Below are 19,414 nucleotides of genomic sequence, written 5' to 3'. Positions count from 1 at the left end.
CGACGGGCAATGCGGCGAAGGATATCAGGTTTATCGATGCGAGTGCTAGGAATTGAGACAAGCTGTGACGAAACAGCGGCGGCGATTGTCGAACGTGACGATCGTGGCCACGGCCGCATCTTGGCGAATGTCGTTCTAAGCCAGATTGACGATCACGCGCCTTATGGCGGGGTGGTACCTGAAATTGCCGCACGCGCCCATGTCGAGGTGCTCGACCGGCTGATCGCCCAGGCATTGCACGAAGCGCAAATGACCCTGGAAGATGTCGACGTCGTGGCGGCGACCGCGGGTCCGGGATTGATTGGCGGATTGATTGTCGGGCTGATGACCGGCAAGGCGATCGCCATGGCGGGCCACAAGCCCTTCTACGCAATCAACCACCTCGAAGGACATGCGCTCACGCCGCGCCTCACCGATAGCATCGATTTTCCCTATTTGCTGCTGCTGGTATCTGGTGGCCACACGCAAATGGTTCTGGTTAAAGGTCTTGGCGACTATGAGCGGCTTGGCACCACGATCGACGATGCATTGGGCGAAGCATTCGACAAGACCGCCAAGCTGCTTGGCCTGCCCTATCCCGGGGGGCCCGAGGTTGAGAAAGCTGCCCTCCTTGGCGATCCGAACCGTTTCGTTCTGCCGCGACCGCTGAAGGGTGAGGAGCGACTCGATTTTTCCTTCTCCGGTCTTAAGACGGCCGTGCGCCAGTTGGCGATCACGCTGGAGCCGCTATCCGAGACGGACGTCAACGATATTTGTGCCGCATTCCAGACTGCCGTCGCCGACACGCTGGATGACCGCGTCTCGCGGTCGCTGATGCGGTTTCGTCGAAGCTTCCCGCACGTCAAGGAACCCGCCCTGGTCGTGGCGGGCGGTGTCGCCGCGAACAAGGTCTTGCGCGATGGCCTGCAGCGCCTTTGCTCGGACAATGGCTTCCGCTTCATTGCGCCTCCGATGACGCTGTGCACAGACAACGCCGCAATGATCGCCTGGGCAGGCGCAGAGCGAGCCAATCAAGTCCCTGCTGACTCGCTCGATATTGCGCCACGTTCGCGCTGGCCACTGGACATGCAGTCGGCACCATTGATCGGCGCCGGTCGACGGGGAGCCAAGGCATGAGCAGAAAACCAACGATTTCCGTGCTTGGTGGGGGCGCTTGGGGTACGGCGCTTGGAAGCATGGCTGCGCGCAACGGCAATGCTGTCAAACTCTACGCACGTGATACCGCAACGGTCGCTGCCATCAACAATAGCCATCGCAACGAAATCTATCTGCCCGGAATTGACCTGCACCCGGCGCTCATAGCAAGCAGCGAAGCCGGCCGTGTTATGGCAAACAGCGATTTGATCCTTTGCGTCATTCCCGCGCAGGCTCTAGCCGGGGCCATGCAGGAATTGAAGGACCGGATCCCGGCCGCCACCCCCTTCGTCATCTGCGCCAAGGGCATAGAGCGCAGCAGCGGTCTGCTCATGTCTGATCTGGTCGCCAGAATTTTGCCGGATCAAACCCTTGGCGCTTTGTCAGGACCAAGCTTTGCCACTGACGTGGCCAGAGGACTGCCGACCGCTGTGACCGTGGCAGCACGCAATCAGGCAACTGCCGACCGCATCGCGCTGATGCTGTCCGGCCCAACATTCCGTTGCTATTCGACCGACGATCTGACCGGTGTTGAAATTGGCGGCGCGCTTAAGAATGTACTTGCCATTGCCGCCGGCGCGGCGATCGGTCGGGGCTTCGGCGCCAGCGCCCAGGCAGCGCTGGTTACCCGCGGCTTTGTGGAACTGCGCCGTGTGGGTCGGGCGCTCGGCGCAAGACCGGAGACCATCATGGGCCTCTCCGGACTTGGCGACCTGATGCTAACGTGCTCAACGCCGCAATCGCGCAATTATTCCTATGGGCTTGCTCTCGGGCGCGGTGAGGATCTGACCGGCCGTCCGCTTGCGGAGGGCGTAGCGACCGCCGGTATCGCTGCCGAGCTTGCCGCCCGGCACGGCATCGAAGCGCCGATCATTGCGGCGGTCGCACAGATACTCGCCCGCCACATCACCATTGACGAAGCCATGGAAGCACTGCTTTCTCGGCCCCTCAAAAACGAAGATTGAACCAGGAGACTGTGAATGCTTTATGCCCTTCTTTGCAACGACAAGCCTGACCATCTGCAACTGCGCCTCGACACCCGCACTGCCCATCTCGATTATCTAAGCGGCTTGGACGATCGCTTGAAATTTGCCGGCCCGTTCCTTGGCGACGATGCCAAGCCGAACGGAAGTCTTGTCGTTGTCGAAGCCGCCGATCTTGCGGGGGCAAAGGCCATTGCAGCCAATGATCCGTACGCCAAGGCTGGTCTCTTCGCGTCTGTAGACATTCGCCCATGGAACTGGGCAATCAAGAATCCGGACAACAAATAGGGCTTCAAAAGATGGCATTCTGGCTGTTCAAATCCGAACCCGACGCATGGTCTTGGGAAAAACAAAAAGCTGCTGGCGCCAAGGGCACTGAATGGACTGGCGTGCGCAACTACCAGGCGCGCAACAATATGCGCGCCATGCAGATTGGCGATAAGGGTTTCTTCTACCATTCGAATGAAGGGCTGGAAGTCGTCGGCATCGTCGAGGTCTGCGCGCTGGCCCATCACGATTCAACTACGGATGATCCGCGCTGGGAATGCGTCGATATCCGTGCCGTCAAGGATGTGCCGACACCGGTAACTCTGAAAGACGTCAAGGCAAATCCAAAGCTGGAAAAAATGGCGCTGGTTACCTCTATGCGTCTGTCGGTTCAGCCGGTGACGCCAGATGAATGGAAGGAAGTCTGCCGCATGGGCGGACTGGTCCCTGCACCCGAATGACCATAGAAGAGGCGGTTCTCGATCCCGACAGCGACCGCTATCATCGGTTCGTTCTGGCAAATACGGTGCTGCAATCACCGCCTCATGTCCCGGAGATCAAGCTACATCTGGCCGACGAGGCCCACGATCTCTGGCACCGCACCGAGGAGGAACTGGCAACGATCGGCCTGCCGCCACCCTTCTGGGCATTCGCCTGGGCAGGCGGTCAGGGCGTTGCACGCTACGTTCTTGATCATCCGGAGGCGGTCGCAGACGCTGTTGTCCTCGACTTTGCCTCGGGCTCGGGTCTCGTTGGCATTGCCGCCGCCAAGGCCGGCGCGGCACACGTCATCTCCTGTGATATCGACCCGTTTGCACGACCGGCTATTGCACTCAATGCCAAGGCAAATCAAACGACGATCGAAGCACGTGTCGATGACCTGATCGGCAGCGATGATGGCTGGGATGTCGTTCTGGCAGGAGACGTGTTCTATGAAAAGCCGCTGGCAGATCGGCTGGTACCGTGGTTCACGGCACTCGCGAAACGCGGTGCCACGATTATCGTTGGCGATCCGGGTCGATCCTATTTTCCCAACAATCTTCTTGAATCGCTTGCGGTTTACTCGGTCCCGGTGACACGGGTCCTTGAAGATGCCGAAGTCAAGCAGACGTCCGTCTGGCGCTTCCGGCGCTAGCGCAAGGTTCGAATAGCTGTCTTGTTTGATAGATAAGGTAATAGCCGATTCATATCGCTGCGGTTCAATGCGATGCAGCCTTCCGTCGGTGTATAGCCGGGGCGCGCCAGATGAAAGAAGATGGCGCTGCCCTTTGCGCGCCGCCGCGGTCTAATGTTCCAATCCATGACTATGCAGACATCGTACATATCATCCTTGCGCCACATTGTCTCATGACTTGCGCCATAGGGTATACGGACCTTGCGGTTGTAATTGCGGTCGTTGCTCACCTCACACCAGCCATCATTGCGGCGAAGAGCCTTCATCGTCAGCCCGGTCGGACCTTTGACCTTCTTGTCCGGACGCTTGAAACCATAGAGAAGCCGCATCCTGGTCAAAGGCGTTGCGCCATCGCCCTCACGCTTGAATGCGGAAATACCGCCCTTACCGAGCGCACAGCGCAGGATCATGTTGCCAGCGATCATCTGACCCTGGCTTGCGTTACCGGGTCTTGGACGAACATCGATCAATTTCAATGACCTGCGACTCATGCTTGCCTCATAAAGAGCATTATTGTGTCAGACTGATGCGCCAAATAAGCATAATCAAGTCGATGGTCTTTCTTTCCTCTCGAATTCGACATAAATTCCAACGACTTCTTTCCATTTGCGGGAGATCTGATGACAGCGCGTACCATTCTTATCGTCGATGACGATGCAGACCTGCGGGCCATTCTGATTGAACAGCTCAGCCTCTATGAAGAGTTCCAGATCATCGAGGAGGACAATGCAGCCAAAGGCATCCAGGCGGCAAGGAACGGCGTTGTCGATCTCCTGATCATGGATGTCGGATTGCCTGACATGGATGGACGCGAGGCGGTGAAACTGCTTCGCAAGGGCGGCTTCAAGGCACCCGTCATCATGCTGACCGGGCATGATACCGATTCGGATACAATTCTGGGGCTCGAATCCGGCGCCAATGACTACGTGACCAAGCCATTTCGCTTCGCGGTCCTGCTGGCACGCATTCGCGCGCAGCTCCGCCAGCACGAGCAAAGCGAAGACGCGACTTTTGTCGTCGGGCCCTATACCTTCAAGCCTGGGCAAAAGATGCTGATCGACGCGAAAGGCGGCAAAATTCGGTTGACCGAGAAGGAAGTGGCGATCATCAAATATCTTTACCGCGCTGGTGGTAAGGTCATTACCCGCGATGTGCTGCTGGAAGAAGTTTGGGGTTACAACTCAGGGGTGACCACGCACACGCTCGAAACCCACGTCTACAGGTTGCGGCAAAAAATCGAGCAGGATCCGTCGAATTCAACCATACTCGTCACCGAAAGCGGGGGATACAAGCTCATTCCTTGATGCTGATGGGGCCAATCTAGGTATATGTCTGTAATTGCATGGCAATTGAAGATGATATTCGCATACTGGAGACGGTGGGGCTGTTCGGAACGTTTACGCGCGACCAGTTGCGGTTGCTTGCCTTTGGTACGGAGCGGCTTGTATTAAGGGAAGGCCGTGAACTCTACCGTGAGGGCCAATCGGCCGATTGCGCCTATGTCATTGATCGCGGTGAGATTTCCCTGTTTCGCGAAGGTCCGGCCGGCCGCGTCGTGCTGAAATCGGTAGGCCCCGGCGCCGTCCTTGGTGAAATGGCGATCATCGCCCAGACCAAGCGGCTGACCAGCGCTATGGCGGAAACCGAAACCGAGGTGATTCGTCTCAATCGCTCGCTTTTCCGGCGAATCCTCGAGGAATATCCAGAGATTGCCGCCGCCCTGCACGATCAGATATCGATGGATCTCAATGAAATGATCGAGGCCATTACCAAATATGAACACCTGTTCGGCGAGCGCTAACTCGCGTTGGCACAACCATATTTCCCGCATCGGTTGAAAATCTTGTGTGAGAATCGATGATTCTTGTGCAGGATTCGGAGAAATCCTTGCAAGAATCGAACATTCTTCTGCAATTTTTGTCCGGAATCCGGCTCAATCCAGATTAAAGCGCGCAATGACTGGAACATGGTCCGATGGCCTTTCCCATCCGCGGGCTTCCCGCAAGACCGTGATGTCGGTCAGATCGTTTTCGAGGTTGGGTGAACCCCAGATGTGATCCAGCCGCCGGCCGCGATCTGCAGCATCCCAATCGGCCGCCCGGTAGCTCCACCAGGTATAGATCTTTTCACTCGGCGGAATGTGATGGCGCATCAGATCGCTCCAGCCGCCATTTTTGCGCAATGCCTCAAGCCCCTCGGTCTCGACCGGCGTATGGCTGACCACCTTCAGCAATTGCTTGTGTGACCAGACATCGGTTTCAAGTGGCGCGATATTGAGGTCGCCGACCAGCAGCGAAGCATGCCCTTCACCATAGACGGCGTTCATGGCCTTCATCTCGTCGAGGAAGCCGAGCTTGTGGGCAAACTTCGGATTTATTTCGGGGTCCGGCTCATCGCCACCGGCCGGAACATAGAAATTATGAATACGCAGTCGCTTCGATCCAGCGGTGACAACCGTGCTCAAATGCCGGCAATCAACAATATCGCAAAACTCGACGCGTTCTGATTCCGTCAAAGGGCGACGCGAGACGGTGGCAACACCGTGATAGCCCTTCTGGCCGCTGACCTCGATATGTTCGTAGCCCGCCGCGTGGAAGGCCTCGCGCGGAAACAGATCATCCGGACACTTGGTTTCCTGCAAGCACAGCACATCTGGCTTATGCTCGCCCAGGAATTGTAAAACCAGCGGCAGGCGCAGGCGCACCGAGTTGATGTTCCAGGTAGCAACAGAAAAGGGCATGGGAAATTAGACTCGCGGCATCGACAGGAAGCCGCGAGACTAGTGCAAGTTCGCCCGAATGAAAACCGAAAGACGGCTCGTCCACAGCTGTAAGCCGGTCATTATCGCTTCATGGCGATGCGCGTATAGTCGATCGTGAACATGTCATCGGCGAACCGAACGCCGGTGCGGACATTGGTGATCATGACGGTCGTATCCAAACCTTGCGCATCCGTGATCGTCCATTGGCGCAGATCATTGGTTTTCGGATCGAACATCATCGTTATGGTTGAATTGCCGAAGATCGACTTGTCGCCAAGCACGATCGTCGTCATGTCCGGCTCTTGCTTGACCGACTTGACCTTGCCGCCGGAAAGATCGATCTGATCGCTGAGAAGCAACTTCAGGGGCGTCTTGGATAGAGGATAGAGATCCCACGTGTCGAGCTTGCGGTTATTGATGACCACTGACTTGCCGTCGGAGATAACGCGGATCGGCGACGGCTTGTTGTAGTTGAATCTGATCTTGCCAGGCCGCTCGATATAGAACGTACCTTCAGTCTGATCGCCGCGCGGGCCGAACTGAACGAAATTGCCGGTCAAAGTTTTGACGCTCGAGAACTTGTTGGCGATTTCCTGGGCAGCGCTGATGCTGCCAGGCGCTGCCTGGGCCAAAGCAGGCGTTGTCAAGGCCACACCTGCCCCTCCCATCAGCAATCCCATACCGACCATGGAAGTGACCACCGAAGCCCTGGCAAACGAGCCAGCTGCGCGAAACGGTGCTTTGATATTGATCATGGTCGTATCTCCTGTGGTCATGTCTTGCTTGTACGAGGCCAGTTTGACCTGACTGTGGCTAAGAAACGGCAGAACCTGCTTCTTGTTCCTCAAAACCGTTACGTAACCGCATTGCTGATGCGTTATGTAATGTTCGTGACCGGTTCATTCCATATCGGCGCATAAAATCGTTACGTTACGTCCGTTCTGCCTCTTACCCTGTCCCCTATGGGGAGGGCAGGAAGTGACTGCTCACTCAAAACTCATCGTCCTGTGTCGGCACGAGAATTTCGCGCTTGCCGGCATGATTGGCCGGGCCGACAAGCCCTTCCTGTTCCATGCGCTCGATGATAGATGCGGCGCGGTTATAGCCGATGCCAAGGCGCCGCTGAATATAGCTGGTCGACGCCTTCTGGTCGCGCAACACCACGGCAACCGCCTGATCATACGGATCGTCGGAATCTTCGAGATTCGAGCTTCCGGCAGGTCCGCCGCCGCCCTCGTCTTCATCATCCTCTTCGGTGATCGAATCGAGATATTCCGGGGCGCCCTGCAATTTGAGATGCTGAACGATCTTCTCCACCTCGTCGTCGCCGACAAATGGACCGTGCACGCGCTGGATGCGCCCGCCGCCGGCCATATAAAGCATGTCACCCATGCCGAGCAGCTGTTCTCCGCCCTGCTCGCCAAGAATCGTGCGCGAATCGATCTTCGATGTCACCTGGAAGGAAATACGGGTCGGGAAGTTCGCCTTGATCGTACCGGTAATAACGTCGACCGACGGGCGCTGCGTCGCCATGATCACGTGGATACCGGCAGCACGGGCCATCTGTGCCAGCCGCTGCACCGCGCCTTCGATATCCTTGCCGGCAACCATCATCAGATCGGCCATTTCGTCGATGATGACGACGATATAGGGCATCGGCTTCAGATCGAGTTCTTCGGTCTCGTAGACAGCTTCGCCCGTGGCCCGGTCGAAACCGGTCTGTACCGTGCGGGCAATGCGCTCGCCTTTCTTCTGCGCCTGTTCGACACGCTGGTTGAAGCCGTCAATGTTGCGCACACCGACCTTCGACATCTTACGATAACGGTCTTCCATCTCCTTGACCGTCCACTTCAATGCAACAACGGCCTTCTTCGGATCGGTAACAACCGGGGTCAGCAAATGCGGAATGCCGTCATAGATCGACAATTCGAGCATTTTCGGATCGATCATGATCAGGCGACATTGCTCGGGTGTCATCCGGTAGAGCAGCGACAGAATCATCGTGTTGATAGCAACGGACTTGCCCGAGCCGGTGGTACCCGCAACCAGCAGATGCGGCATCTTCGCAAGATCCGCGATGACCGCCTCACCATTGATGGTTTTGCCAAGGGCAAGGGCAAGCTTGGTCTTGGTCTGCTCGAAGTCGCGGCTCGCCAGAAGCTCACGCAAATAAACCATCTCACGGGTCTGGTTCGGCAGTTCGATGCCAATGGCGTTGCGCCCGGGTACGACGGCAACACGCGCCGCGATGGCACTCATCGAACGGGCGATATCGTCGGCCAGCGTGATAACGCGTGAGGATTTGATACCGGGCGCTGGCTCCAGCTCATAAAGCGTAACAACCGGGCCTGGACGAACGTGGATGATTTCACCGCGCACGCCGAAATCTTCCAGCACCCCTTCCAGCAACCGCGCGTTCTGTTCCAGCGCCTCCTTCGACAGGCTGGGATTGCGAACAACGTTTTTTGGTTCGCTGAGGAAATGCAGCGATGGCATTTCGAATTCATCGGACTTGATCAATGAGGCTTGCGCCTCGCGCTGGACGCGAGCGCCGGCCTTTGGAGCGGGCGCCGGCGTGTCAATGCGCGCTGCGCCGGGCCTTCCCGCTGGCATTGCCGTGGGTCGCGCAGGTACCTGCTGCGGCCCCCAGTCGTCAATGTCGTCCTCATCGTCGCTGAAGGCGACGGGATCGAAACGGCCGGGCCGGGCATCAAAGCGGTCATTATCGATTTCGATCGATGGCGCATCGACATGTGGGGCTTGGTCATAGAATCCGGGCTCACGCCGCATGCCATTCGAAGCATTTTTCTGACGGGCCATCGGTACATCAGAGAGGAAGTCACCATCGTTGCGACGGGCACTGCTGCCGCGGGCGCCAATGTAGGCACCGGCACCGTGGCCAGAAATACGGCGGAACAGCGCCTTTGTGCTCAGGAACCAGTGGGTTACCGCGCCAAGAGCGAGCAGGCCACCACCCTCACGGTCATCTTCGTCTTCGTCGTCGTAATCATCCTCGTCTGCCACATGGCGCGTGGATTTCTTGGCGACTGCCGGTTCGGTATCACGATAGGTGATGCCACTGGCAAAACCGAAGACCCAGAGTGTCGGCAGTGCTAGAATGGCAACGAGGATCATCGCAAGGCCGCCGCGCGGGAACGCGCCGATGAAGATCGCCGGAATTTTCAGGACCATATCGCCGAAAACACCGCCAAGGCCGATCGGCATGGGCCAGCTCGATGGGATCGCGAAGCAACCCGCCATTGCGGCCGCCATCAGCGACGCGCAAAACCAGGCAATTGCCCGGCGCGGCATGCGATCAACGCCGCGCCCGGTGAGGAAGAGACCGCCCCAGAAGAGCGCGGGCATCAACGCTACGACCATCGAAAGCCCGAAAAACTGCATGCCGAGATCGGAAAACACTGCCCCAGGATAACCGAGTGCATTGCGCACCGGATTCGATGTAGCGTGGCTGAAACTTGGATCGAGCACATTCCACGTGGCAAGGCTTCCTACGGCAAAGGCAACAAAGCAGAACAGCGCCAATCCCCAGAGGATATAAATCTGCCTGCGGAACAGGGTCGTCAAACCGGTCCGCTCGTCTTCAATGGCATAAGAGGCTGAATATCCTTGACGCATGAAATCCGGTCCCATGTGAACGCATACACGGCAGCCGAGACGGGCCGCAGATCTAAGAGTTCTCACGTTAAGATGCGGATGGTTAAGGGGGCATTAACCATGGGAGGCGGGCGGAAGGAATTTAGCACTAAAGGCTGACAATATGAGTTGCGCGTGGTTCCCCTGCAAGGAAGAGGCGCCAACAGCAGCCCCAAAACAAATGGGCCCGGTTAACCGGGCCCATCGCAATTGTCGTCACCTACGGTTTACGAGGCGTGGTAGGCAGCTTCACCGTGCGATGTCAGGTCAAGACCTTCACGCTCAGCTTCGGGCGATGCACGCAGGCCGACGATCAGGTCGACGATCTTGTAGAGGATCGCACTGCCGATACCGGACCAGAGCAGCGTAACAACCACGCCCTTGAACTGCGCCCAGAGCTGAGTTGCCGTACCGGCGTAGCTGGCGGCAAAGTCAGCGGTCGAGTAGTCGACGATGCCAGCACCGCCAAGTGCCGGGTTGACCAGGATACCCGTGCCGAGAGCGCCGATGATGCCGCCAACGCAATGGATACCAAAGACGTCCAGACTGTCGTCATAGTCGAACTTGTTCTTAACGACTGCGACGAAGAAGTAGCACACGAAGGTTACGACAGCACCGAGTACGATGGCGCCCATCGGACCGACGAAGCCGGCAGCCGGCGTTACGGCAACGAGACCGGCAACTGCACCGGAGGCAGCACCCAACATGGAGGCTTTGCCGCGCAGAAACGCTTCAAGGATGATCCACATGACAGCGGCAGCGGCAGTTGCCACGAAGGTATTGATCATGGCGAGGGCAGCGTAAGCATTGGCTTCAAGGTTAGAACCCGCATTGAAACCGAACCAGCCAACCCACAGCAAAGACGCACCGATCATGGTCATTGTCATCGAGTGCGGCGCCATGATGTCTTTCTTGTAGCCGACGCGCTTGCCGATCATCAGTGCACCGACGAAACCGGCGATGCCAGCATTGATGTGAACGACCGTGCCGCCCGCGAAGTCAATCGCGCCAAAGCCCCAGATAAGGCCACCCGGATCGGAATAGGCGCTTGGACCACCCCAGAACCAGACCATATGGGCGATTGGGAAGTAAACGAACGTGACCCATAGGATGACAAAGAGAATGACTGCCGAGAACTTGACGCGTTCAGCAAAGGCACCAACGATAAGAGCAGGCGTGATGCAGGCAAAGGTCATCTGGAAGACGACAAAAACCAGCTCAGGGATTGCAACGCCCTTCGTGAAGGTTTCAGACACGGTGGTCACGTCGACGCCATGCAGAAATGCCTTCGACAGCCCGCCGAAGAGCGCGTTGCCAGGTGTGAACGCCAGGCTGTACCCGTAGAATACCCAGATCAGCATCACGACAGCCGTAATGGTGAAGACCTGCATGAGAACCGAAAGCATGTTCTTTGAGCGAACAAGGCCACCGTAGAAAAGGGCGAGACCAGGGATGGTCATCAACAGTACCAGAACTGTCGAAATCATCATCCAGGTTGTATCACCCTTATCGACGGCCATGGCTGGCGCCGCGGCGGCGGGAGCAGCTGGTGCGGCTTCCTGAGCAAACGCGGCCAGTGAGCCGATGGCGACCAGTGCCAGCGAACCCAGAAGGGTGCTGCGCGCCGCAGATGTCAGACTGGTTGGAATTTTCATTATTGTCTCCTTGAACCCCAAATTTTACAGTGCGTCGGTGTCGGTCTCGCCCGTACGGATACGGACGGCCTGCTCGATGCTGAGAACGAATATCTTCCCGTCACCGATCTGACCGGTCTTTGCGGCCGTGGTGATGGCTTCAACGGCGGTGTCGACGAGCTCGGACGCGACTGCGACTTCGATTTTCAATTTCGGAAGAAAGCTGACCGCATATTCGGCGCCACGATAGATCTCGGTGTGTCCTTTCTGGCGGCCATAACCCTTCACCTCGGTGACGGTCAGGCCCTGGATGCCGACAGCGGTGAGTGCTTCGCGCACTTCGTCCAGCTTGAACGGCTTGATGATGGCCATCACAATTTTCATTGACTATACCCCTGCGCTAGCGCGGTACCCTCCAGGTGGAATTACCTGAACTGCAGCAATCCGCGTTGAACCCATCGCCAAAAGCCGTATTGGCCATCGGTGACTGGTCAGGAGTATTCAAGTTCCGTGCCAGACTCGGAATATAATACTAAGCTATTGATTAGAAATATGTATTTTTCGCAAAGTGTGGTGCGAATATGCTTTTTGCAGCAACATGCCTAAAATATAGGCATTACTCGACAAATGACTTGAACTCACGCCACAGGATGCACACGAATTAGGCCCTCCTGCGCCGTCGAGGCAATCAACGTGCCGTCACGGCTATAGATTGCACCACGATTGAAACCACGCGCACCGGATGTACTCGGACTGTCTGCCGTATAAAGCAGCCAGTCGTCGAAGCGACAGGGCCTATGAAACCACATGGCGTGATCGAGGCTGGCAACCTGCAGATCGCGGTCGAAGATCGAGCGGCCGTGCGCGTAGAGCGAGGTGTCGAGCAGGGTCATGTCCGAGAGGTAGGCAAGCACGGCTGCCTGCACGGCACGGTCATCCGGCACCGGACCGGTGGTCTTGATCCAGACATTCTGTTCCGGCGGAAGTTTCTCGCGCGAGAAATAATGCGTGAGCGATAGCGGCTTCAACTCGATCGGCCGGTCCTGTTCCCAATACCTGCGAATATTGGCGGGTGCGTTTTGCAGATACTGCTCTTTCAGGTCCTTGTCACTGATCAGCTGTTCCGGTGCGGTAAGATCGAGCGGCGCAGGCTTCTGGTGTTCGAGCCCTGCCTCTTCGATCTGAAACGAGGCTTCCAGCGAAAAGATTGCATGGCCATGCTGGATGCCGACGACGCGGCGGGTGGTGAAACTGGAGCCATCGCGGATGCGGTCGACCTCATAGATGATGGGCACTTTCGGGTCGCCAGCGCGCATGAAATAGCCATGCAGCGAATGGACATGCCGCGCTGGATCGACGGTGCGCTGTGCCGCGACGAGGGCCTGGCCGATCACCTGTCCGCCGAAGACACGCTGCCAGCCGACCTGCGGGCTGCGACCTCGAAACAGGTTGTGTTCAAGCGTCTCAAGGTCGAGTATGGACAAAAGCTCTTTCATGGCGTCTGACATGATCGGCATCTCCTGTTCGCGTAACTTCAACGCTTGCAACAGGAACAGAAGAACAAGTCAAGCGCATCAAGCGCAACCCGGAGGCAATCATGGTTGAACGAACCCGGAAAGAACAGCCAAGCACCGACATTATCATTGCGGGCGCTGGCTATGTCGGCCTCGCGACAGCCGTGGCGCTTAAATCTTCGGCGCCGCATTTGGGCGTGACGGTCATCGACGCGGCACCCGCCGGCGTCTGGCGCAACGACACGCGCGCTTCGGCGATTGCTGCAGCCGCAAGCCGCATGCTCGACCGGCTCGGTTGCTGGGATGCCATTGTGCCGGAAGCCCAGCCCATCAATGAAATGATCGTCACTGATTCGCGTACCGCCGATCCGGTCCGGCCGGTGTTCCTGACCTTCAACGGCGAAATCGAGCCGGGCGAACCCTTTGCGCATATGGTGGAGAACCGGGTGCTGAATGCATCGCTGCGCGCCAAGGCGGAAGAGCTCGGCATAGCTTTCATCGAAGGTGCGCCGGTCAATGGTTTCGAGCACGGCGAGGCGCACCTGGCGGTTCACTATGCGGGCGACAAGAGCCTGCGCACGCGGCTGCTGGTGGCCGCCGATGGCGTGAAATCGCGCCTGCGCGACATGGCGGGCATCAAGACGGTGAACTGGGAATACGGCCAATCCGGCATCGTTTGCACCGTATCGCATGAGCGGCCGCATCATGGCCGGGCGGAGGAGCATTTTCTCCCGGCTGGTCCCTTCGCCATCCTCCCGCTCAAGGGCAATCGCTCCTCGCTGGTCTGGACCGAGCGGACGGATGACGCAGAGCGGCTGGTCAATGACGATGATTTCGTGTTCGAACACGAGCTGGAGCAGCGCTTTGGCCTGAAGCTCGGCGAATTGCGTGTCGAAGGCCCGCGCAAATCATTCCCGCTGGGCCTCACCCTGGCGCGTGATTTCGTCAAGCCGCGCTTTGCGCTTGCCGGAGACGCAGCGCACGGCATCCACCCGATCGCCGGACAAGGACTCAACCTCGGCTTCAAGGATGCGGCGGCACTGGCGGAGACGATTGTCGATGCCGACCGGCTTGGCCTCGACATCGGGTCGATCGCGGTGCTCGAGCGCTACCAGACCTGGCGGCGCTTCGACACGGTGCAGATGGGTGTCACCACCGATGTTTTGAACCGGCTGTTCTCCAATGACAATGTACCGGTGCGGATGCTGCGCGACTTCGGCCTCGGCCTCGTCGAGAGGATGCCGCGGCTCAAGGGATTCTTCATCCGCCAGGCTGCGGGCTTGTCGACGACGGCGCCCAAATTGTTGCAGGGCCAGCCGATCTAGAGCGGGCGCGGGTATTTCCGGTAGATCGCATCGATCTCCTTGAGGATTTCTGGCGACAGTGTGACCGAGCTTGCCCAGATATCGGTCTTCAACTGTTCCATCGATGTGGCGCCGATAATCACCGAAGTCATGAATGGCCGCGTCAGGGCAAAGGCGATAGCCATCTGCGCCACATCGAGCCCATGTTTGCGGGCAAGATCGATGTAGGCCTTGACGGCCGGCGCGGAATTGTCGTTGTTGCGCCACAGACCGCCCGGCTGGATCGCGCCGCGCGTTCCAGCCGGCATCTTTCCGTCCAGATATTTGCCGGTCAAAACCCCCGATGCCAGCGACGAGTAGGCGAGCAGCCCGACATCCTCGTGGTGGCTGAGTTCGGCGAGATCAAGGTCGAATACGCGCTGGATCAGGCTGTACTCGTTCTGCACCGACGCAACACGCGGCAGGTCATTGCGCTCGGCAAGCTTCAGCCATTGGCTGATGCCCCAGGCCGTCTCGTTGGATAGGCCAATATGGCGGATCTTGCCTTCTTTGACCATGTCGTCGAGGCCCAGAAGAGCTTCTTCGATCTGTGCTGTAGCCAGGCTTTTGTCCTGATTCTGCGGCGCATATTTCCACGCTGTACCGAAATGATAGTGCCCACGTGCAGGATAATGCACCTGATAGAGATCGATATAGTCGGTTTGCAGCCGCTTCAGGCTGCCCTCAACCGCCTCGCGCACCTGCTTCCTGTCCGGACGTGTTCCATTGCGGATCCAGCTGTTGCCGCCACCGGAGACTTTGGTGGCGAGGACGAATTTGTCGCGTTTGCCGGTTTTCTTGAACCAAGTGCCGATATAGGTCTCGGTCTTGCCATAGGTCTCGGGGCTTGAGGGAACAGCATAGACTTCCGCCGTATCCATGAAATTGATGCCGGCGTCGAGCGCATAGTCGATCTGCCGATGCGCGTCTTCTTCGGTGTTCTGCACGCCCCAGGTCATCGTTCCGAGGCAAATTTCTGTGACGTCAATATCCGTACGGCCAAGCTTTTTCAGTTTCACGGGATCTTCCTGTTTCGATTTCGGGTTGATCAGTCGACTTGGAGGCCAAGCCCCTGCTTGAGCTTTCTGATCCGCTGGCCGTAATGGTGGGAGACTGGAACGGCGGCAGCGGCCGCTCCTACCATATCAATCAATTCACACTTTTCCAGATCATTGAGCTGCCTGCGGAGGAGTGGTGACGTTTTTTCAATGATCGTTGCCGTGTCGCCGATCTGGGTGAAGGCCCATTTCGCGCAGATCATCGCCTCGTCCGCCTTCCTGGGATTGCTGACATCGATGAGGACACTGCGTACTGCATCGAAATGGTTTTCCGTGATCAGGGTATCTTCAGCAATAATCGCACACCGTTGCTGCCGCAAGAACGAGATCTTCGATGGCAGTCAAGGGAGAGTGAGTGGCCTGCTGCCTTATTTTCCTGCGCCGGAAACAACTGCGCACACGCCCCATACTGTCTGCGACATCACCAGCCCTTCACTCAGTATCTTCAGTCGGTACCACCAGAACAAGCCGCCGCCGAGGAGCCCGAGAATCGCGAGAACAATATGCATGATCAAAATCCCTCAACAAAAAGTCTATTTCTAGAAGAGGGAGATGCAGTCCGTAAATTAGGCGATAGAATAATGCGGTGCCATCGATATGATACGGAACCATGTTACCACGGAGCCGTTATCGCCAGGCCTGGTGATGGCCTGCACATCCGCCACGCAATCAATTTCAACGAGGGAGATTAAAATGGACAGACAAGCAACAGCGATCTGGAAAGGCGCGCTAAAGGACGGCTCGGGCACGCTCGATACCCAAAGCGGTGCGCTCAAAGGTCTTCCTTATAATTTCAAGGCGCGTTTCGAGGATGCCAGCGGCACCTCCGGCACCAATCCTGAAGAGTTGCTCGGCGCTGCCCATGCGGGTTGCTTTGCCATGCAGCTGTCGCATTTCCTTGCGGAGAATGGCACGCCCGCGCAGAAGCTCGAAGCAAAGGCTGTCGTGACGATTGATCCGGCCAAAGGAGCAATTACCAAGAGCGCCCTGACGCTGGTCGGCAATGTTCCAGGTATAGACGCGGCTACCTTCAATGAACTCGCCACCAAAGCCAAAGCCAACTGCCCGGTGTCAAAGGCGCTCGGCGCAATCGAAGTCACGCTGGACGCAAAGTTGGCGTGATCCTGAGATCAGCGATTGAATCAAAAACGGGCGCTCTTGAGCGCCCGTTTTATTTTGAAGCCAAAGCCGGTTTCACGTCCACCGCCAATGCCGACTATCTCTCCCCCTCATGGGGGAGATTAAGAACGGCGCTATCAAATCAAACCCGGCGCTCGACCATCATCTTCTTGATTTCGGCGATTGCCTTGGCCGGATTCAGGCCCTTCGGGCAGGTCTGAGCACAGTTCATGATCGTGTGGCAGCGATAGAGCCGGAACGGATCCTCGAGATTATCGAGCCGCTCGCCTGTCGCTTCGTCGCGGCTGTCGATCAGCCAGCGATAGGCCTGCAACAGCACAGCAGGACCAAGATAGCGATCGCCGTTCCACCAATAGCTCGGGCAGGACGTCGAGCAGCAGGCACACAGGATGCACTCGTAGAGTCCGTCAAGCTTGGCGCGGTCCTCGTGGCTCTGCAACCATTCCTTTGCCGGCTCCGGCGAGACGGTCTTCAGCCATGGCTCGATCGACCGGTGCTGGGCATAGAAGTTGGAAAGATCCGGCACCAGGTCCTTGACCACCGGCAGGTGCGGCAGCGGATAGATCTTCACTGGCCCCTTGATCTCGTCCATGCCCTTGGTGCAGGCGAGCGTATTGGTCCCGTCGATATTCATGGCGCAGGAGCCGCAGATGCCTTCACGGCAGGAGCGGCGCAACGTCAGCGTCGGATCGATCTTGTTCTTGATCCACAGCAGGCCATCGAGAACCATCGGGCCGCAATCGTCCAGATCGACATAATAGGTGTCGATGCGCGGATTTTCGCCATCATCCGGTGACCACCGATAGATCCGGTACTCGCGCAGATTATTGGCGCCCTGCGGACGATCCCAGGTCTTGCCGGGACGCATCTGCGAATTCTTGGGAAGTGCAAGTTCAACCATAATGCTCTTGTCCCTAAATCAATACACACGCGCTTTTGGCGCGATCTTGGCGAGGCTGATGCCGCCATCTTCTTCCTTGACCAGCGGGTCGAGGTGGACAGGGCGGTAGCCGAGCGTGACCTTGCCGTCCGGATCGAGCCAGGCGAGGCTGTGCTTGCGCCAGTTGACATCATCGCGGTTCGGGAAATCCTCGTGCGCATGAGCGCCGCGGCTTTCCTTGCGCGCTTCTGCGGCAACGACCGTGGTCAGGGCGTTGGCCATCAGGTTCTCCAGTTCCAGTGTTTCCACCAGATCGGAATTCCAGATCATCGAACGGTCAGTGACCTTGACGTCTGGCAGCTCGCTCCAGATTTTCTCCATGCGTTGAACTCCGGACTTCAGCGATTCCGACGTGCGGAACACAGCGGCATCTTCCTGCATGGTCCGCTGCATTTTCTCGCGCAACGCGGCTGTCGGCGTGCCGCCATTGGCGTGGCGCAGGCGATCGAAACGATCCATGATCTTTGTGACCGAGGCCTCGTTGATATCCGGAACCTTGGCGTTGCGGTCGATGACCTGACCGGCGCGAATTGCTGCTGCCCGGCCAAACACCACAAGATCGATCAGCGAATTGGAGCCGAGGCGGTTGGCACCGTGCACCGAGGCGCATCCGGCCTCGCCCACGGCCATGAGGCCGGGCTGGATGCGATCGGGATTATCTTTCGTCGGATTGAGCGCTTCACCCCAATAATTGGTCGGAATGCCGCCCATATTGTAATGGACTGTAGGGATGACCGGGATCGGCTCCTTGGTCAGATCGACACCAGCAAAAATCTTCGCCGATTCCGAAATGCCGGGCAGGCGCTCATGCAAGACAGCCGGATCGAGGTGGTCCAGATGCAGGAAGATGTGATCCTTGTTCTTGCCGACACCGCGGCCTTCGCGGATTTCCAGCGTCATGCAGCGTGAAACCACGTCACGCGATGCCAGATCCTTGGCCGAAGGCGCATAGCGCTCCATGAAGCGCTCGCCTTCGGAATTAACCAGATATCCGCCTTCGCCGCGCGCGCCTTCGGTGATCAGGCAGCCAGCACCGTAGATGCCCGTCGGATGGAACTGCACGAATTCCATGTCCTGCAGCGGCAATCCGGTGCGGGCAACCATGCCGCCGCCATCGCCGGTACAGGTATGCGCGGAGGTCGCTGAGAAATAGGAGCGTCCGTAACCGCCCGTCGCCATGACGACCATCTTGGCGGCAAAGCGATGGATCGTGCCGTCATCAAGATTCCAGGCGACAACACCAGTGATCGTGCCGTCTTCATCCTGGGTGAGATCGAGCGCGAAATATTCGATGAAGAACTGCGCATTGTTGCGCAAGGACTGGCCGTAGAGCGTGTGCAGGATGGCATGGCCGGTACGGTCCGCCGCGGCGCAAGTACGCTGCACGGGCGGGCCATCGCCATAATTCATCATGTGTCCGCCGAAAGGACGCTGATAGATCTTGCCTTCTTCCGTGCGCGAGAACGGCACGCCGTAGTGCTCGAGCTCATAGACGGCCGCGGGTGCTTCGCGCGCCAGGTATTCCATGGCGTCGGTATCGCCGAGCCAGTCGGAACCCTTGACGGTGTCATACATATGCCACTGCCAGGAATCCGGACCCATATTGCTGAGCGAGGCGGCAATGCCGCCCTGCGCCGCAACTGTATGCGAGCGGGTCGGGAAGACCTTGGTGATACAGGCCGTCTTCAGGCCCTGCTCAGCCATGCCAAGCGTTGCCCGCAAACCTGCACCGCCGGCCCCGACCACGACCACATCGAACTTGTGGTCGACGAATGTATAGGCCTTGCCGGCCTTGGTGTCTGTTGCTGCCAT

Annotated in this window: 21 protein-coding genes; 9 read left to right on the top strand and 12 right to left on the bottom strand. The window is 58.0% G+C overall.

Annotated features, from left to right (window positions below; translation table 11 throughout):
- Positions 1 to 36: 36 nt before the first annotated feature.
- The 5 genes from tsaD to AAAC48_RS29225 are packed head-to-tail and all read left to right on the top strand — an operon-like array spanning position 37 to position 3,519.
- On the top strand, positions 37 to 1,116 hold the full coding sequence (tsaD, locus tag AAAC48_RS29245) for a tRNA (adenosine(37)-N6)-threonylcarbamoyltransferase complex transferase subunit TsaD (protein ID WP_340657541.1): 1,080 nt from the start codon (positions 37 to 39) through the stop codon (positions 1,114 to 1,116).
- Positions 1,113 to 2,099, top strand: a complete 987-nt coding sequence (locus AAAC48_RS29240) for an NAD(P)H-dependent glycerol-3-phosphate dehydrogenase (RefSeq protein ID WP_340657540.1) — start codon at positions 1,113 to 1,115, stop codon at positions 2,097 to 2,099. Before tsaD ends, AAAC48_RS29240 begins: the two co-directional genes overlap by 4 nt.
- A 15-nt stretch (positions 2,100 to 2,114) precedes the next feature.
- Positions 2,115 to 2,405: a YciI-like protein gene (locus AAAC48_RS29235; protein WP_340657539.1), complete on the top strand. Its 291-nt coding sequence runs from the start codon at positions 2,115 to 2,117 to the stop codon at positions 2,403 to 2,405.
- Positions 2,406 to 2,416: 11 nt separating this feature from the next.
- Positions 2,417 to 2,845 (top strand): EVE domain-containing protein, encoded by a 429-nt coding sequence (locus tag AAAC48_RS29230; RefSeq protein WP_340657538.1) that lies wholly within the window; start codon positions 2,417 to 2,419, stop codon positions 2,843 to 2,845.
- Positions 2,842 to 3,519: a methyltransferase gene (locus AAAC48_RS29225; protein WP_340657537.1), complete on the top strand. Its 678-nt coding sequence runs from the start codon at positions 2,842 to 2,844 to the stop codon at positions 3,517 to 3,519. The genes AAAC48_RS29230 and AAAC48_RS29225 overlap by 4 nt, the downstream gene beginning before the upstream one ends.
- On the opposite strand, the gene AAAC48_RS29220 is transcribed toward AAAC48_RS29225, so the two are convergent.
- Positions 3,516 to 4,049, bottom strand: a complete 534-nt coding sequence (locus AAAC48_RS29220; RefSeq protein WP_340657536.1) for a L,D-transpeptidase family protein — start codon at positions 4,047 to 4,049, stop codon at positions 3,516 to 3,518. The two genes, AAAC48_RS29225 and AAAC48_RS29220, sit on opposite strands and share 4 nt — an antisense overlap.
- A gap of 129 nt (positions 4,050 to 4,178) precedes the next feature.
- Here AAAC48_RS29220 and AAAC48_RS29215 point away from each other — a divergent pair, with 129 nt between their 5' ends.
- Together AAAC48_RS29215 and AAAC48_RS29210 are read left to right on the top strand one after the other, a co-directional pair.
- Entirely contained in the window at positions 4,179 to 4,862 is a 684-nt protein-coding gene (locus AAAC48_RS29215) for a response regulator transcription factor (RefSeq protein WP_340657535.1), read from the top strand.
- 38 nt (positions 4,863 to 4,900) lie between these two features.
- Positions 4,901 to 5,359: a cyclic nucleotide-binding domain-containing protein gene (locus AAAC48_RS29210; RefSeq protein WP_340657534.1), complete on the top strand. Its 459-nt coding sequence runs from the start codon at positions 4,901 to 4,903 to the stop codon at positions 5,357 to 5,359.
- Positions 5,360 to 5,491: 132 nt separating this feature from the next.
- Here AAAC48_RS29210 and AAAC48_RS29205 read toward each other — a convergent pair whose 3' ends face one another.
- The 6 genes from AAAC48_RS29205 to tesB all read right to left on the bottom strand — a co-directional run bounded on the left by AAAC48_RS29205 (position 5,492) and on the right by tesB (position 13,115).
- The gene (locus tag AAAC48_RS29205) at positions 5,492 to 6,298 is read right to left on the bottom strand and encodes an exodeoxyribonuclease III (RefSeq protein ID WP_340657533.1); all 807 of its coding nucleotides are present in this window, start codon (positions 6,296 to 6,298) and stop codon (positions 5,492 to 5,494) included.
- 101 nt (positions 6,299 to 6,399) lie between these two features.
- On the bottom strand, positions 6,400 to 7,074 hold the full coding sequence (locus AAAC48_RS29200) for an outer membrane lipoprotein carrier protein LolA (protein WP_340657532.1): 675 nt from the start codon (positions 7,072 to 7,074) through the stop codon (positions 6,400 to 6,402).
- Between the two features lie 235 nt (positions 7,075 to 7,309).
- A complete protein-coding gene (locus AAAC48_RS29195) occupies positions 7,310 to 9,955 on the bottom strand; it encodes a DNA translocase FtsK (RefSeq protein ID WP_340657531.1) in 2,646 nt (881 codons plus the stop codon).
- Positions 9,956 to 10,200: 245 nt separating this feature from the next.
- Positions 10,201 to 11,628, bottom strand: coding sequence for an ammonium transporter (locus tag AAAC48_RS29190; RefSeq protein ID WP_340657530.1), 1,428 nt, complete (start codon positions 11,626 to 11,628; stop codon positions 10,201 to 10,203).
- Positions 11,629 to 11,652: 24 nt separating this feature from the next.
- Positions 11,653 to 11,991, bottom strand: a complete 339-nt coding sequence (locus AAAC48_RS29185) for a P-II family nitrogen regulator (RefSeq protein WP_106712667.1) — start codon at positions 11,989 to 11,991, stop codon at positions 11,653 to 11,655.
- Positions 11,992 to 12,245: 254 nt separating this feature from the next.
- Positions 12,246 to 13,115 carry an acyl-CoA thioesterase II gene (gene tesB / locus AAAC48_RS29180; RefSeq protein WP_340657529.1) on the bottom strand — a complete coding sequence of 290 codons (870 nt, stop codon included), beginning with the start codon at positions 13,113 to 13,115 and terminating at the stop codon, positions 12,246 to 12,248.
- Positions 13,116 to 13,204: 89 nt separating this feature from the next.
- On the opposite strand from tesB, the gene AAAC48_RS29175 reads away from it, so the two are divergent.
- Positions 13,205 to 14,446, top strand: a complete 1,242-nt coding sequence (locus AAAC48_RS29175; RefSeq protein WP_340657528.1) for a ubiquinone biosynthesis hydroxylase — start codon at positions 13,205 to 13,207, stop codon at positions 14,444 to 14,446.
- Here AAAC48_RS29175 and AAAC48_RS29170 read toward each other — a convergent pair.
- The 3 genes from AAAC48_RS29170 to AAAC48_RS29160 are packed head-to-tail and all read right to left on the bottom strand — an operon-like array spanning position 14,443 to position 16,031.
- Positions 14,443 to 15,483 (bottom strand): aldo/keto reductase, encoded by a 1,041-nt coding sequence (locus tag AAAC48_RS29170; RefSeq protein WP_340657527.1) that lies wholly within the window; start codon positions 15,481 to 15,483, stop codon positions 14,443 to 14,445. The two genes, AAAC48_RS29175 and AAAC48_RS29170, sit on opposite strands and share 4 nt — an antisense overlap.
- A gap of 29 nt (positions 15,484 to 15,512) precedes the next feature.
- Positions 15,513 to 15,842 carry a hypothetical protein gene (locus AAAC48_RS29165; RefSeq protein ID WP_340657526.1) on the bottom strand — a complete coding sequence of 110 codons (330 nt, stop codon included), beginning with the start codon at positions 15,840 to 15,842 and terminating at the stop codon, positions 15,513 to 15,515.
- 48 nt (positions 15,843 to 15,890) lie between these two features.
- Positions 15,891 to 16,031 (bottom strand): hypothetical protein, encoded by a 141-nt coding sequence (locus tag AAAC48_RS29160; RefSeq protein ID WP_340657525.1) that lies wholly within the window; start codon positions 16,029 to 16,031, stop codon positions 15,891 to 15,893.
- Positions 16,032 to 16,215: 184 nt separating this feature from the next.
- On the opposite strand from AAAC48_RS29160, the gene AAAC48_RS29155 reads away from it, so the two are divergent.
- Positions 16,216 to 16,644, top strand: a complete 429-nt coding sequence (locus AAAC48_RS29155; protein WP_340657524.1) for an OsmC family protein — start codon at positions 16,216 to 16,218, stop codon at positions 16,642 to 16,644.
- Between the two features lie 139 nt (positions 16,645 to 16,783).
- Here AAAC48_RS29155 and AAAC48_RS29150 read toward each other — a convergent pair whose 3' ends face one another.
- Positions 16,784 to 17,563, bottom strand: a complete 780-nt coding sequence (locus AAAC48_RS29150; protein ID WP_106662103.1) for a succinate dehydrogenase iron-sulfur subunit — start codon at positions 17,561 to 17,563, stop codon at positions 16,784 to 16,786.
- A gap of 18 nt (positions 17,564 to 17,581) precedes the next feature.
- Complete coding sequence (gene sdhA, locus AAAC48_RS29145; protein WP_340657523.1) at positions 17,582 to 19,414, bottom strand: succinate dehydrogenase flavoprotein subunit; 1,833 nt, start codon at positions 19,412 to 19,414, stop codon at positions 17,582 to 17,584.

This window comes from Phyllobacterium sp. (genome assembly GCF_037994405.1).
Lineage (GTDB): Bacteria > Pseudomonadota > Alphaproteobacteria > Rhizobiales > Rhizobiaceae > Phyllobacterium.
Note: the sequence above shows the minus strand (reverse complement) of the source record. Positions and strands in the feature narration are given on the sequence as shown.

Bases quoted from the DNA above. Each gene is read 5' to 3' on its own strand.
- AAAC48_RS29175 (WP_340657528.1), top strand. From the start codon at position 13,205: ATGGTTGAACGAACCCGGAAAGAACAGCCAAGCACCGACATTATCATT.
- AAAC48_RS29230 (WP_340657538.1), top strand. From the start codon at position 2,417: ATGGCATTCTGGCTGTTCAAATCCGAACCCGACGCATGGTCTTGGGAA.
- AAAC48_RS29225 (WP_340657537.1), top strand. From the start codon at position 2,842: ATGACCATAGAAGAGGCGGTTCTCGATCCCGACAGCGACCGCTATCAT.
- AAAC48_RS29155 (WP_340657524.1), top strand. From the start codon at position 16,216: ATGGACAGACAAGCAACAGCGATCTGGAAAGGCGCGCTAAAGGACGGC.
- tesB (WP_340657529.1), bottom strand. From the start codon at position 13,115: ATGTCAGACGCCATGAAAGAGCTTTTGTCCATACTCGACCTTGAGACG.
- AAAC48_RS29200 (WP_340657532.1), bottom strand. From the start codon at position 7,074: ATGATCAATATCAAAGCACCGTTTCGCGCAGCTGGCTCGTTTGCCAGG.
- AAAC48_RS29235 (WP_340657539.1), top strand. From the start codon at position 2,115: ATGCTTTATGCCCTTCTTTGCAACGACAAGCCTGACCATCTGCAACTG.
- AAAC48_RS29240 (WP_340657540.1), top strand. From the start codon at position 1,113: ATGAGCAGAAAACCAACGATTTCCGTGCTTGGTGGGGGCGCTTGGGGT.
- sdhA (WP_340657523.1), bottom strand. From the start codon at position 19,414: ATGGCAGCAACAGACACCAAGGCCGGCAAGGCCTATACATTCGTCGAC.
- AAAC48_RS29215 (WP_340657535.1), top strand. From the start codon at position 4,179: ATGACAGCGCGTACCATTCTTATCGTCGATGACGATGCAGACCTGCGG.
- AAAC48_RS29150 (WP_106662103.1), bottom strand. From the start codon at position 17,563: ATGGTTGAACTTGCACTTCCCAAGAATTCGCAGATGCGTCCCGGCAAG.
- AAAC48_RS29185 (WP_106712667.1), bottom strand. From the start codon at position 11,991: ATGAAAATTGTGATGGCCATCATCAAGCCGTTCAAGCTGGACGAAGTG.
- AAAC48_RS29160 (WP_340657525.1), bottom strand. From the start codon at position 16,031: ATGCATATTGTTCTCGCGATTCTCGGGCTCCTCGGCGGCGGCTTGTTC.
- AAAC48_RS29210 (WP_340657534.1), top strand. From the start codon at position 4,901: ATGGCAATTGAAGATGATATTCGCATACTGGAGACGGTGGGGCTGTTC.
- AAAC48_RS29205 (WP_340657533.1), bottom strand. From the start codon at position 6,298: ATGCCCTTTTCTGTTGCTACCTGGAACATCAACTCGGTGCGCCTGCGC.
- AAAC48_RS29220 (WP_340657536.1), bottom strand. From the start codon at position 4,049: ATGAGTCGCAGGTCATTGAAATTGATCGATGTTCGTCCAAGACCCGGT.
- AAAC48_RS29190 (WP_340657530.1), bottom strand. From the start codon at position 11,628: ATGAAAATTCCAACCAGTCTGACATCTGCGGCGCGCAGCACCCTTCTG.
- tsaD (WP_340657541.1), top strand. From the start codon at position 37: ATGCGAGTGCTAGGAATTGAGACAAGCTGTGACGAAACAGCGGCGGCG.
- AAAC48_RS29195 (WP_340657531.1), bottom strand. From the start codon at position 9,955: ATGCGTCAAGGATATTCAGCCTCTTATGCCATTGAAGACGAGCGGACC.